This is a genomic window from Ruegeria sp. CJ6 (assembly GCF_056536665.1).
Map to the genome: position 1 here is coordinate 206407 of NZ_JBQFQB010000002.1, position 13470 is coordinate 219876.

Consider the following 13470-nt stretch of genomic DNA (forward strand, 5'->3'; position numbering starts at 1 on the left):
GGTCGCTAGAACTGGCTCGCTGAGGCGACTTGCCAGTCAGCGGCGAACTCTTCAGGGATGGTCTTGCCCAACAGAGAGCCGTCATCCAGAAAGCTGTATAGCTCGGCATAAGACCGCTCTCGTTCATCCGCATTTCGGCGCCGGATGTCGGCAGGGCGCAGGTCGGAAACTTTTGCTTTGCCCATAGCCCCTAATATCTCGCGGAAGCTTTCAAGCGTCGCGTCATGAAACCGATGCACGCGCTGTCTTTTCTGTGGCACATTCACCGCCCGCCCACGGATCGGATCTTGCGTCGCTACCCCCGAGGGGCACCTGTTGGTGTTGCAATGCAGCGCCTGAATGCACCCCACCGCAAACATCATCGCCCGCGCCGCGTTACACATATCCGCACCCAAAGCGAATTTCTCGACCATATCGAATCCAGTGGCCACTTTGCCGGAACAGATCACCCGCACCTTGTCGCGGACTCCAATACCGCGCAGACAGTTGTTTACAAAGATCAGTGCCTCGTTAAGCGGCATCCCCAATCGGTTGGTGAACTCGACCGGGGCAGCGCCAGTGCCCCCTTCCGCGCCGTCCACCGTGATGAAGTCAGGCAGAATCTCAGTTTCCAACATCGCTTTGCAAATCGCCATAAACTCGGATCGACGACCGATGCAGAGTTTGAAGCCCACGGGCTTGCCACCTGACATCTCTCGCAGATGCTGAACGAAATGCATCAATCCAGTCGGTCCATCAAAGGCCGAATGAATAGGTGGGGAAATCACATCCTGATGTACTGGAACCCCACGAATCTCGGCGATTTCTTCATCCACCTTTGCTGCCGGTAGGACCCCGCCATGAGACGGCTTCGCCCCTTGCGACAATTTGATCTCGATCGCTTTGACGACATCTTTCTTGGCCTTTTCGGCAAACAGGTCCTTATCGAACCCACCATCAGGCGTGCGGCATCCAAAATATCCTGTTCCAATCTGCCAGATGATGTCTCCACCTTCGGCCAGGTGGTGGGGGGACAGCCCGCCTTCGCCCGTGTTATGCGCAAAACCCCCATCTTTTGCACCACCGTTCAAAGCACGGATTGCGTTGGCGCTGAGTGCACCGAAACTCATTGCTGATACGTTCAGGCGCGACGCATTGTAGGGTTTGTCGCACTGAGGGCCGCCCAGTATCACCCGTTCTTCGCTCTCTTCGACGTGCTTGGGGGATAGCGAGTGATCAGCGCGGTGATAACCTACCGTCATGATATCGTACTGAGTGCCAAACGCCTGAGTATCCACCTGCCCCTTGGCGCGGGAATAGACCAGACTGCGGATGATCCGATTATAGGGCCGCCCGCTTTCATTGGTTTCAACGAAATACTGCCGGATTTCAGGGCTGACAAACTCCAACATATATCGGAAGTGACCCAGTACCGGGTAGTTGTTCAGCACATTATGCTTTGTTGTCAGCATATCGTAGAGACCGACAACCGCATAGGGGATCAGTATGATCAGCAACCAGTGGGCGGGTGGCCAGAAAAAACCCCAAAGCAAAGTCAAAGGCAAGCAGACATAGCTGAGGAAATAGTAAAGCCTGCGAACAATCATTTCCTATCTCCCTGAGTAGCGCTGTGACAGCGTGACCTTGAATGGACATTGGGTCCATGACCCTGCTCTTCATCCAGAACGTGGAACAAATTGACCTGTTTGCGCAAGCCCTTGCTAATCAAACAAAGATAACGGTTGGGTTGGCGAGGCCGGTTGAACCAAGCAAAAGCAGTCTGTATGCAAAATGAAACGCTGGTCAGAGCAGGATCAACCGCAGTGTCGAAAACAGCGCCTGTATTCGGGCATCGCGCCCTGATGTATACAGCCGTCTTTGTGGGGGGTGCTGCAGGGTCGTTGCTGCGCGAGCTATTTTCGCTGGAGATCCCCGGCGCTCCGTTCCTGACCGCGACTTTCGGCATCAATGTTGCGGCCTGTTTCGTTCTAGGTTGGCTCTATGCCATTCGAAATCGTGTCCACGCCCACGTCCTGCATCTAGGGGCCGTCGGATTTTGCGGTGGGCTATCGACGTTTTCCTCATTCGTCGCCGAGCTGGAAAGACTGGCAGAAACCGGGAATTGGTTTGTGATTATCGCCGTAAGCGCGGAGATCGCATTTGGTCTTACGGCGGCGGTTCTTGGGGAAGCGCTGGGTCGGCGGCATCATTCCCGGGAAACATCGGAATGACGACCTTGTATCTGCATGCCATGTTCGCATTGGGCGGAGGATTGGGGGCTGTACTGCGGCATTGGCTGGCGCTTCGGGTGACGCATGATCTGCCGTACTCGACCCTGATCGTGAATGTTCTGGGCAGCCTTCTGCTGGGTATATGGATTGGTTATCTGGGTGGCTCTGCAGAAATGGGCGAAGAGGAAAAACGCCTTGTATTCGGGTTTTGCGGCGGCTTCACCACATTCTCAAGCTTCGCCTATCAATCGCTACAATTGCACCGTGAACGGACGATCGTGTTTGCCGCCGGGAACATCGCTCTCAGCCTCGCATTGTGCTGGTTCGCGCTATGGCTGGGCCTTGTTCTGACGCGCTAGTGAACGGGTGCTGCAGCCCTTTGGTCGGGCCTGGGCGCGCGGCAGAAGAACAACAGTGGGATCGTGGCCAACGCCAGCAGTCCAAGATTGTTGAATACAGTAAGGTACGAGATCATCTCGGCCTGCCGTGCGATCTCTTGTCCCAAAATGGCGGCGCCCTGGGCGCTATCGGGTGTTAGCCCCAGCGGCGCAAGATAAGCCTGTGCAGCAGGATTGTAGGGTGTCACATTCTGGCTTAGCACTGCCGTATTGGTTTGCAGGCCTCGCACGACCCAAGTCCCCACCAATGAAATACCTACCGAAGAGCCAAGCTGCCTGGTGACGTTGAATAAGCCCGAGGCCTCATCCTGCCTTGATTTACTGATGCTCTCGAATGCCAGAATAGACATCGGCACAAACACCAGCCCCATCCCCAGACCACTGACAAAGCCCGGCCAAGCCAGTTGCCAGAAACCGGCGTCGAGGTTGAGCGTGCCCAACATGAAATTCCCCAGTGCTGTCAACAGCATCCCCAACCCGGCTAAAACTCGTGGATCAAACCGGGTGACCAGTACGGCCCCGGTCAGCACCATCGATGCACCTGCGGCGATCCCGCGCGGTATGAACAAATGACCGGATTCGATCACGGGGTAATCGAGCAGGCTTTGCACAAAGGTTGGCAGTATGGCGATCCCGCCAAACAATGAGATCGCGAACCCCGCTATCACTAGGTTGCACAGGGCAAAGTTGCGATCCGCAAAAAGGCGCAAATCAACGACAGAATGCCGGGATGTCAGAGAATGGACGATGAACCCCATTGCCCCAAGAACCGAAGCGATCAACGCCAGCTGTATCATCCTCGATGACAGCCAGTCCTTGGTCTCACCTTGGTCAAGAATGAATTGAAGGCATCCGATGCCAAGTGCCAGCAGCGCCAGACCTTTCCAGTCGATGCGCACCTCTTCGGTTTTGTCGTCCGGCAACTCGCCCGCTAAAAGCAGCAGGGCCATGGCAGCGACCGGAAGGTTGACGAAAAACACCATTCGCCACGAAAAATACTCTGTCAGGACTGCGCCTACAGTTGGGCCCAACACTGGTGCGACCACCACGCCCAAGCCAAAGACCGCCATGGCCTGCCCCCGTTTTTCACGCGGAAAGGCGTCAAACAGGATGGACTGCGATAACGGGATCAGGAACGCGCCGAACATCCCCTGCGCCAGGCGGAACGCGACGATAGTCTGAAGACTCCATGACAGGCCGCACATGACAGACATTGTGGCAAAACCCGTGACCGCAGTCAGGATCAGCCTGCGCCGCCCGACCCGACGCGCGACAAACCCGGTCAGCGGCATGACCACAACGGCTGAGACGATATAGCTGGTTAAGATCCATGTCGCCTGATCGGTTGTGGCCCCAAAAGCCGCCTGAATATGCGGCAACGCAACATTGACGATGGTACTGTCCAGAACTTCGAGAATTGCACTGAGCACGACGGCCACGACAATCACGCGATTGATATGGCCGGCATCAGTCATTGGCTGGTTCCGGTTGTATCCACCGTAACTTTGCTGCTGCCTCCTACACGTAGCGGAGCATCAGTTGGATCAAGCTCAATCCGCACCGGGAAACGTCGAGTGACCTTGACCCAGTTGCCGCTGGAGTTTTCGGACGGCAACAACGAAAACGTATCGCCCGAGCCTCGACCGATCGACGCAACCTTGCCGGTCAGGGTCGTGTCTGGAAGCATATCCACCTGCACTGTGACCGGCTGACCGGGTCGGATGCGTGGCAGTGATGTTTCCTTGAAATTTGCATCGACCCACCAGTCAGACGACTCGACAATGGAAAATTGCGGCGCATTGGCCGAGACAGACGACCCTGGCCGCAGCGTCAGATTTGCGATCCAGCCATCGGCCGCGGCATAGACCTTGGTCCAGACAAGATCGGCCTGCGCGATTTCCAACGCAGCCTGCGAGGACAACACATTGTCCTGCCGGGCCGCGAGGCCACTTTGCAACGCAGAAAGCTCGGACCGGCTGGTGGTCAACCGGGCCGAAGCCTGTGCGAATTCGGACGTAGTTTGGTCCAGCGAGGCCTGCGCGAGGTCCCCGTCCGAAAACAAAGCTCGGGCGCGTTCAAGATTGCTCTGCGCGGTTTCGTAGAAAGAGTTGGCGCTTTCGACAGCGGCCTGTGCAGCGGTGATCTGGTTCGAGAAGGAGTCAGCCTGCTGAATGGCACTGTCCAGATTAGCTTTGGCCTGATCGACCGAGGCTTGGAACTGTGTCGGATCAATCGAGAACAGCAAATCGCCTGCATTGACCGGCTGGTTTTCGACCACCGCAACGTCTGAAACCTGCCCGGTCACCTGTGCGGCCACGTAGATGATATTCGCGCCGATATAGGCGTCTTTTGTTGACGGATACCGCTCTTCATGCCGCCAGAAAAGGAACAATCCAACAGCAATCGTGACCAGGATCCCTGCGGCGGCAATTGCCTTGAATGACTTCATAAGCAGCTTCCTTTTTGGTGCCTAAGCGAGCGACCTCACATCACCTGCATATGCATGCGCATGGCCAGATTGCCCAGAATCCAAACTGTCCCGCCGATGATAATCAGCAGAACAAGTGTCGAGAATAGAACCAGGTCCAGATCCTCTCGGCTGCTGCGGCGGCGGTCGATGTGTAGAAAATAGATCAGTTGAACAACCAGTTGTGCCAACCCCAGAAGGCCTATGGTCATATAGACGCCTGGTGTTTCAATACCGAAATGATAGGCGATCACAAATACCACCAGCGTGAGCAGCAGTGACCCACCATAGCCAATCACGTAACGCCGCCGTTCGCGGTGATGCATCTCGGATCGTTTATCCATAGGCCAGCCCTCCGAAATACACGATGGTTATTATGCCGATCCAGATAAGATCGAGGAAATGCCAGAATAGCGCCAACCGCACCATACGCGACATCAGCAGATCGGTCAGCCCGAACATACGCAGCTGAATACCCAGCACGATTAGCCACAGACACCCGGCTGCAACATGCAAGCCGTGGAGCGGTACGAGACCATAGAAGGCCGACAAAAACCCGCTACGCTGTGGGATACCGCCTTGGGCTGCCATGTTCATGAAATCACGGATTTCCAAAACCAGAAAACTGAGCCCCAGCAGCAGTGTCACTCCGAACCACAGCACGATCCGTGCCCGAGGCAGGTTGTATTTCAGCGCCAACATCGCCAGCCCGACGGTCAAACTGCTGGTCAGCAGAATGAGAGTCTGGGCAAAGATGCTTTTCAGGTCGAACAGCTCATGCGGGCCCGGACCGCCGGCCTGCGCGTCTATCATGGTGATATAGATCGCGAACATCAGGCCGAAATAGACCAGATCGCTCATCAGGAAGACCCAGAAGCCGAAAGTGACGACCTCGGTCGCCTTGTGAGCGCTGGCGTGGTCCTCACCGAGGTTTATCCCCGGATAGCTGTGCTTGGGTGCGCGCCTCATATCACGGCCTCCATATCCGGGCGGGCGAGGCCGCGATTCTCCGGTGTACTTTCATGATCGCGATCCACAGCGGCGGTGCTGTGGACCAGCGCCAACCACGCCTCGTGTTCTTTGCGGACCTCTTCGGCGGGGATGATGACCTCGGTGCTGGTGTCGAAACTCCAGATGATAATGGCGAGGATCATCGCGATGGTCATCAGTGCTGCCAGCCACCAGATCCACCAGACCAGAGAGAACATCCAGATGCCACTGAGCACGCAGAGGATAAACCCGATGCCGGTGTTGCGCGGCATCTCGATATCTTCGTAGGCCGCGGGTGCAGGATAGGCTTGTCCGCGCTCCTTAGCTGCAGCAAAGTCATCGCGCTCGCCAACCTGCGGAATAATAGCGAAGTTGTAGGGTGGCGGTGGAGACGGGATCGACCATTCCAGCGTACGCCCATCCCAAGGATCACCGACCGGTGCGCGGGTCTGTTCTCGGTCGCGTATACTGACCCACAATTGGACCAGGATCGAAAGCAACCCGCAAGTAATCACCAGCGATCCTATGACGGCGGTGATCATGTAGGGGTGAAAGCTGGGATCCTCCCAACTGAACGACCGGCGGGGCATGCCCATCAGACCAACGAAGTAGAGCGGCATGAAGGTCAGCAGAAACCCAACTGTCCAGCAGAAAACCGAAACGCGGCCCCAGAACTCGTTTAGACGGAACCCAAAGGCCTTGGGGAACCAGTAGTTATAGCCGGCGAGCAACCCGAACAGCACACCGGGTAGCAACGCGTTGTGGAAATGCGCAACCAGAAACAGCGTATTGTGGACCTGATAGTCGACGGTTGGATTGGCAAGAACCACTCCGCTGAGGCCGCCGATGACGAACAACATCAAAAACGCAAGGCCATAAAGCATCGGGACCGAGAATCGAATCCGCCCACGGTACAGAGTCGCCATCCAGTCATAGACCTTTACCCCGGTCGGAATGGCGATCAGCATCGTGGCAATCCCGAACACCGCGTTGATCAGAGCGCTTTGCCCCATGGTGAAGAAATGATGCAACCAAACCGTGAAGGACATGACCGCAATCGACATTGTTGCGATGACCAGTGAGTTGTAGCCATAAAGCCGCTTGGCCGAAAAGGTGGCAAAGACTTCGGAATAGATGCCGTAGGCGGGCAGGACCAGCAGGTAGACCTCGGGATGACCGAACAGCCAGAACAGGTTGGCATAGTTCATCATGTTGCCACCAAGGTCATTGGTGAAGAAGTGGAAATCGAGATATCGGTCAGCGGCCAGCAACAATGCAGCTACACCAAGGGGGGGCATGGCAAAGATGATCAGAATCGAGCTGCAGATTATCGTCCAGCAATACATGGGCAACCGCATGAACTTCATCCCCGGCGCACGCAGCTTGTAGATCGTGACGGCAAAGTTGATGCCAGTCAGTGTTGTGCCCACGCCAGAGACCACGATGGCCCAAATCCAGTAATCCGGCCCAACGCCGGGATTAAAAGCTGCTCCGGTATAGGGTGGATACGCGGTCCAGCCACCGGTCGAGAACTCTCCGACCACCAGCGAGACCATCAGCATCAGCCCGGCCGAGACGGTTAAGCCAAGCCCGATCTGGTTCATCACCGGGAAGGCCACGTCGCGCGCGCCTATCATGAGCGGAATTATGTAATTAGCGACGCCAAAGACAAAAGGTACCGCGACGAAGAACACCATTATGGTGCCATGAGTGCTAAACAGTTCCGCGAAATGCTCGGGTTCCAGAAATCCGTCCCCCGGTCCCGCCGCCTGTTGGGCCCGCATCACCACACCTTCCAGGACGCCCCGCGCCAGCATGACGATGGCGAAGACAATGTACATGATGCCGATCTTCTTGTGATCAGCGCTGGTCAGCCAATCGCGCCAGAGCGGGCCCCACAACCGGAACCACGTCAGGATGCCAATCACTACCACTACGCCCACGATCACAATGGCAGCAGCAGCGTTTGCAATGATCTCATTTGCGCCAGGATTCTGGATCAGTCCAGCAATGGGAAATGCATCCCAACTCAGGCGACCGAAGAAGCCGGTCTCGGCATTTGTCATTGGCTTGCCTCCTGCCCGTATTCAGCCGTTCCGGGTTGCTGATCCAACTGCAGAGGCTCTCCGCTGTGGTAACGACGCAGGATCGAATGGAACAGGTCGCCCTCTTCCAGCGTGAAATAAAGCGCATTCAGCGGCATGAGTTCGGTGCCCAATGCTGCCTGCACCTCATCCCGATCCGTACGCATCGCCAACGTTCGATAAGTGCTTTCGGTCAACGGTATGCCATGCGCTTTTACGCTGGCGACCCACGCCTGAAAATCCTCGGGCTGCATGGCTTGCGCCAGGAATTTCTGCTTTGTGAATCCTCGGCCATTATACTGTGTGTTCTCGCCTTGCATCGTCTCAGGCGAGTCTGCCACCAGGTGTAGCCGAGTCGTCATCCCCGGCATGGCATAGATTTGCCCTGCCAGCGCCGGGATCATAAACGACTGCATCACCGTGTCTGTGGTCAGCGTCATCGCAACTTGCTGTTTGATCGGTATGCCCAGTTCTCCCACCGTTGCGATGCCATGATCTGGATAGATGAACAGCCATTTCCAATCGAGGCCAACCACCTGCACATTTAGGGCAGGCTCTTCTCCAAAAGGGGCCGAATAAGGGTCAAGACGATGTGTCGCTTTCCAGAGATAGAAAGACAGGATCATCACGATCACGACCGGGACGCCCCACATCAGAAATTCAAGCTTCGCCGAAAAATCCCAATGCGGCGTGTATGCAGCATTTCCACCCTTACGTCGGCGATAACGCAGGGCAATCAGCGGCACCAGAGCCAGAACCGGTATCACAGCGATCAGGATAAGAGCCGTCGCGCGCAAAAGGTGTGTCTTTTGCACCGCTGCAATCGGGCCTTGGGGGTCCATGAAGCTATCACTCGCCCCGGCAGACTCAGCCGTCAACAACAGAGCAACAAAGATCACTAAGGCTGGCACAGCGACTGAATGTATCCGAGACAAGGTCACACCTGATGATCCTCTTGCGGCGGGGTTTCCCGGCAACTATCGGCAGAGTCACGGATTTTCTCAAGAACTTTTCCAAAATCACCCTGCGGCGCCGCTGTTGACATGAGGTCAAGCGCGCGCGAGACCAATCATATGCGTTTGGTTCTTGCTATAGTCTTCCTGGTTTGTCTTGCCGCCCCCTCGGTAGCGCAAGATCGCGCTGAGGTTGAACGTCAGTTCCAGAACTGGCTGCAACAAGCCATATGGCCTCGGGCAAAAGCCAAGGGCGTTTCGAAACGCACGTTCCAAAGTGCCTTTGACGGGGTAACGCTAAACTGGGACCTTCCTGACCTGGTTCCGCCGGGCAGCCCCAAAAAGACACCCAAGCAACAACGGCAGGCCGAGTTCGGCTCACCTGGTCGATATTTCAATGCCGGATCAGTCCAGGGTGCCACCTCCGTCGGTCGCAAGATGGCTAGGCGCCACGCGGACACGCTATCACGTGTCGAGACAGAAACCGGCGTACCCGCCCGTATCATACTGGCCATCTGGGGCCGCGAAAGCGGATACGGACAAGTCCCTATCCGCCATAATGCGTTTCAGGTGCTGGGCACCAAAGGGTTCATGAGCACACGGGCAGAGTATTTCACGGCTGAACTAATTGCTGCGCTACAGATCGCAGAATCCGGTCACGGCCAAGGCCACGCACTGAAAAGCAGTTGGGCGGGTGCCTTGGGGCAGCCTCAGTTCATGCCCACAAATTTTCTGACTTACGCGCGCGATGGCGATGGGGATGGCCGAACTGATATCTGGGGCTCAGCCTCGGACACGATTGCATCGATCGGCGCGTATCTTGACGAGCACGGATGGGTGACAGGCCGCGACTGGGGGTTCGAAGTTATCCTACCCACGACCGTTTCTTGCGCGTTGGAGGGCCCTGATCAGGGGCGGTTGATCCGCGATTGGGTCGCCATGGGCGTAAATCGCGTTTCCGGCAAACCTTTTCCGGCACATGAACTTGATGCCGAGGGCTATCTTATGATGCCTGCCGGTCGTAGCGGTCCGGCCTTTATCGTAACGCCCAATTTCTATGTCCTCAAAGACTATAACACCAGCGACCTTTATGCGCTGTTTGTGGGTCATGTCGGCGATCGCATCCAATACGGAGTTGGCGATTTTCGGGGTCGTTGGGGCGATGTGGGCAATCTCTATCGCTCAGATGTCGCCAGCATGCAGCAGGTGCTTGTTCAACAGGGTCATGACGTCGGTGGCGTCGATGGCCTGCCCGGATACAAAACCCGACGCTCGATCGGGCGCTGGCAAGAGGCTTCTGGAAGCACACCAACCTGCTTCCCCGATGCCTCATTGAAGGCCGTTCTGAAGCCGTAGCAGCGTACTGATTCGCCATTTACGAGCATCACTGCGAACACATTCACCCACGGTGATATGTTGAGCTTCACGAAAATGTCACTGCCACGAAGCGTTTCAAAATAAAATTTTAACACCTCCGCCGGCTGCGGTTCTAATCAGCCTTTGTGGTCTTCACCCACCGCAAAACCCTTTACCTTTGCTTCAAAACTGACAGGTTCATGGGCAGTGAAAGATAGCTTTCGCATTCGGATCTCCGACATTGCCTGATGCATGAATGCCGAAATTATCGATCTTGGCACGATCTAGATCAAGGTAAAGTCCAGACAATTGCCGGAGACAAAATGGCAGACAAGCGCCCACCGCGAATGCGGTTTGGACGTTCGAAACCATACAAAATGGGAGTAAACACATGAACAAAATAATCAGAACCTCTTTGGCAGGACTGTTGTCCTCGACCATCATTACCGGTGCTGCAATTGCTGCCGGTACACATCCCGAAACCGGAGAAGCCCTGGCCGACGATCAGACCTTCACCTATCGGATTCTCGATGAACACAGCTCGGTCGACCCGCAAGTCGTAGAAGATGTGTCGGGTGCAGAAATTGTTCGCGATCTGTTTGAAGGCCTGATGAATCAGGATGAGGACGGTAACCTGGTTCCTGGTGTCGCCACCGAATTCTCGGTCAACGATACCAAGGACGTTTACACCTTTACCCTGCGCGATGAAGCGAAGTGGTCGAATGGTGATCCGGTGACCGCAGGTGACTTTGTGTATGCCTGGAAGCGCGCCGTCGATCCCGAACTGTCGTCGCCCTATGCGTGGTTCATGGAACTGATGTCGATCGAAAACGCTGCCGAGATCATCGCGGGCGAAAAACCGGTAGATGAGTTGGGTGTCAAAGCCATCGACGACAAAACGCTGGAAGTCCGCCTGAGCGCCCCCCTTCCCTATTTCCCGCAGATGACCACACATTCGACAACCTTCCCGGCACCGCAGAAAGTGATCGAAGAGTTTGGTGACGCCTGGACCAAACCGGAAAACATCGTCTCGAACGGCGCTTATGTTCTGACCGAGCACCTGCCGCAGGAACGCTCGGTACGTGAACGCAACACCGCCTATTGGGACAACGACAACACCATCATCGACAAGGTCGTGGCGCTGGTCATCAATGATGAAAACGTCGCCCTGACCCGCTATTTGGCTGGCGAACTGGACCGCACCGAAATTCCAGCCGGCCAGTACCCACGTCTGAAGGAAGAGCACCCTGTAGAAGCCATCAGCTTCCCACGCCTGTGCAACTATTATTACACCTTCAATCTGTCTGATGGTGGCCCCGAGGCTTTCAAGGACCCGAACGTCCGCCAAGCCCTGTCACTGGCCGTTGATCGTGCGATCATCACCGAAAAAGTGATGGCAGGCGGTCAGCCCGAAGCCTACACCTTCGCCCCCGAAGCAACCGCAGGCTTCACCGTCCCGGCCGTTGAAATGGCATCCATGTCCCAAGCCGAACGCGACGAGTTGGCGAAGGAGCTTCTAGCAGAAGCAGGTTATGGGCCTGACAACCCTCTGAGCTTCCAGATGGTTTATAACACCGCGGAAAACCACAAGAAGGTCGCCGTTGCGCTGAGCCAGATGTGGAAGCAGAAGCTTGGCGTGAACGCCGAACTGGCAAATATGGAGTGGAAAGTCTTCCTCGAGGAGCGCGGCAACCAAAACTTTGAGCTGGCACGTGGTGCTTGGTGCGGAGACTATAACGAAGCGTCGACCTTCCTGGACCTGCTGCAGTCGGACTCGGGCTATAATGACGGCAAATATGCCAACGCGCGCGTTGATGAGCTGCTGGCCGAGGCCAAAACCTCGGACGATCCGGCTCCGCTTTACACCGAAGTTGAACGCATCATCGCCCAAGAAACGCCTGTGATCCCGATCTATCACTACGCAGGCGTCTATATGATGGACAGCGATGTAGGTAACTGGCCGGTGAACAACGTCGAGCAGAACTGGTACTCGAAGAACCTCTACAAGCTCGCTGAATAATCGTCTTTGAACCACGCCCTGCCCCGGAGACATCCGGGGCAGGGCCAATAAACACGGGGGCATGAAATGCTTGCCTACAGTATAAAGCGGCTGCTGGTCGCTATTCCGACGATCCTGTTATTGATCGTCGCCTGCTTTTTCCTCATGCACATCGCGCCTGGCGGGCCATTCACCTCGGAACGGCCATTGCCGCCGCAGGTTCTGGCCAATATCGAGGCGCGTTATGGATTGGACCAACCGCTGTGGAAACAGCTTTGGGACTATCTGTACAACATCGTGGTGCATTTTGATTTCGGACCGTCCTTCAAATTCAAGGATCGGGATGTGAACGACATCATCGCGCAGGGTTTCCCGATTTCGCTGACCTATGGTTCGCTGTCCTTTCTGGTGGCAACGTCCGTTGGCGTCGCGCTGGGAATTGCCGCTGCAATCAAACACAATAGCTGGATTGACTACTTTGCGGTGGGTCTGGGTATCGCCGCTCAGGCGCTTCCTAACTTCATCATGGGGCCGATCCTGATCCTGACCTTTACCCTTTGGCTGGGGTGGCTGCCGGGTGGCGGCTGGCATGGCGGTCAATGGCAGTATCTGGTGATGCCGGTAATTGCGTTGGCGACCTCCTACATGGGATCGATCGCAAGGATTACGCGGTCATCGATGCTGGAGGTTCTGAACTCGAACTTCATTCGAACTGCACGGGCCAAGGGATTGCCGACAAGAACCGTGATCTGGCGCCATGCGCTTAAGCCGACATTGCTTCCCGTGGTCTCGTACCTCGGGCCGGTTTTTGTCTACGTTCTGACCGGTTCGGTTTTTGTCGACATCTATTTCTCAACCGGCGGTCTGGGGCAGGCCTATGTCGGCTCGGCTTTGTCTCGCGACTATGCTGTGCTGCTGGGGGTCACCATCCTTTACGGCGCGTTGACCGTGGTTGTGAACCTTCTGACCGACCTGGCTTATGCCTGGTTCGATCCAAAAATCCGATACTGAGG

The 13470-nt window shown here is 56.0% G+C and carries 12 protein-coding genes; 5 read left to right on the top strand and 7 right to left on the bottom strand.

The genetic code is table 11. The features are described from left to right. Positions 1 to 5: 5 nt before the first annotated feature. A complete protein-coding gene (locus tag ACR0BT_RS06675) occupies positions 6 to 1586 on the bottom strand; it encodes an FMN-binding glutamate synthase family protein (RefSeq protein WP_170635839.1) in 1581 nt (526 codons plus the stop codon). A 177-nt stretch (positions 1587 to 1763) separates the two neighbouring features. On the opposite strand from ACR0BT_RS06675, the gene ACR0BT_RS06680 reads away from it, so the two are divergent. Next, positions 1764 to 2210 carry a fluoride efflux transporter FluC gene (locus tag ACR0BT_RS06680; protein ID WP_480706199.1) on the top strand — a complete coding sequence of 149 codons (447 nt, stop codon included), beginning with the start codon at positions 1764 to 1766 and terminating at the stop codon, positions 2208 to 2210. Beyond that, positions 2207 to 2569, top strand: a complete 363-nt coding sequence (crcB, locus tag ACR0BT_RS06685; protein ID WP_480762767.1) for a fluoride efflux transporter CrcB — start codon at positions 2207 to 2209, stop codon at positions 2567 to 2569. The genes ACR0BT_RS06680 and crcB overlap by 4 nt, the downstream gene beginning before the upstream one ends. On the opposite strand, the gene ACR0BT_RS06690 is transcribed toward crcB, so the two are convergent. From ACR0BT_RS06690 to ACR0BT_RS06715, 6 genes are read right to left on the bottom strand one after another with little or no spacing between them, the layout of a single operon-like run. Continuing rightward, the gene (locus tag ACR0BT_RS06690; RefSeq protein WP_480586262.1) at positions 2566 to 4083 is read right to left on the bottom strand and encodes a DHA2 family efflux MFS transporter permease subunit; all 1518 of its coding nucleotides are present in this window, start codon (positions 4081 to 4083) and stop codon (positions 2566 to 2568) included. The genes crcB and ACR0BT_RS06690 overlap by 4 nt on opposite strands. Next, the gene (locus tag ACR0BT_RS06695; protein ID WP_170407817.1) at positions 4080 to 5057 is read right to left on the bottom strand and encodes an HlyD family secretion protein; all 978 of its coding nucleotides are present in this window, start codon (positions 5055 to 5057) and stop codon (positions 4080 to 4082) included. The genes ACR0BT_RS06690 and ACR0BT_RS06695 overlap by 4 nt, the downstream gene beginning before the upstream one ends. A 35-nt stretch (positions 5058 to 5092) precedes the next feature. Continuing rightward, complete coding sequence (locus ACR0BT_RS06700; protein WP_255612219.1) at positions 5093 to 5419, bottom strand: cytochrome o ubiquinol oxidase subunit IV; 327 nt, start codon at positions 5417 to 5419, stop codon at positions 5093 to 5095. Further along, positions 5412 to 6044 carry a cytochrome c oxidase subunit 3 gene (locus ACR0BT_RS06705; protein ID WP_170394501.1) on the bottom strand — a complete coding sequence of 211 codons (633 nt, stop codon included), beginning with the start codon at positions 6042 to 6044 and terminating at the stop codon, positions 5412 to 5414. Before ACR0BT_RS06705 ends, ACR0BT_RS06700 begins: the two co-directional genes overlap by 8 nt. Continuing rightward, positions 6041 to 8131, bottom strand: coding sequence for a cbb3-type cytochrome c oxidase subunit I (locus tag ACR0BT_RS06710; protein WP_480762768.1), 2091 nt, complete (start codon positions 8129 to 8131; stop codon positions 6041 to 6043). Before ACR0BT_RS06710 ends, ACR0BT_RS06705 begins: the two co-directional genes overlap by 4 nt. Continuing rightward, the gene (locus ACR0BT_RS06715) at positions 8128 to 8991 is read right to left on the bottom strand and encodes a cytochrome ubiquinol oxidase subunit II (RefSeq protein WP_480436524.1); all 864 of its coding nucleotides are present in this window, start codon (positions 8989 to 8991) and stop codon (positions 8128 to 8130) included. Before ACR0BT_RS06715 ends, ACR0BT_RS06710 begins: the two co-directional genes overlap by 4 nt. 231 nt (positions 8992 to 9222) lie before the next feature. On the opposite strand from ACR0BT_RS06715, the gene ACR0BT_RS06720 reads away from it, so the two are divergent. The 3 genes from ACR0BT_RS06720 (at position 9223) to oppB (ending at position 13468) form a co-directional block, all read left to right on the top strand. Further along, positions 9223 to 10458, top strand: a complete 1236-nt coding sequence (locus ACR0BT_RS06720; protein WP_480762769.1) for a lytic murein transglycosylase — start codon at positions 9223 to 9225, stop codon at positions 10456 to 10458. Positions 10459 to 10849: 391 nt separating this feature from the next. Continuing rightward, entirely contained in the window at positions 10850 to 12478 is a 1629-nt protein-coding gene (locus ACR0BT_RS06725; protein ID WP_170407804.1) for a peptide ABC transporter substrate-binding protein, read from the top strand. A gap of 66 nt (positions 12479 to 12544) precedes the next feature. Further along, a complete protein-coding gene (gene oppB / locus ACR0BT_RS06730) occupies positions 12545 to 13468 on the top strand; it encodes an oligopeptide ABC transporter permease OppB (protein WP_170394485.1) in 924 nt (307 codons plus the stop codon). The last annotated feature ends 2 nt before the right edge of the window (positions 13469 to 13470 follow it).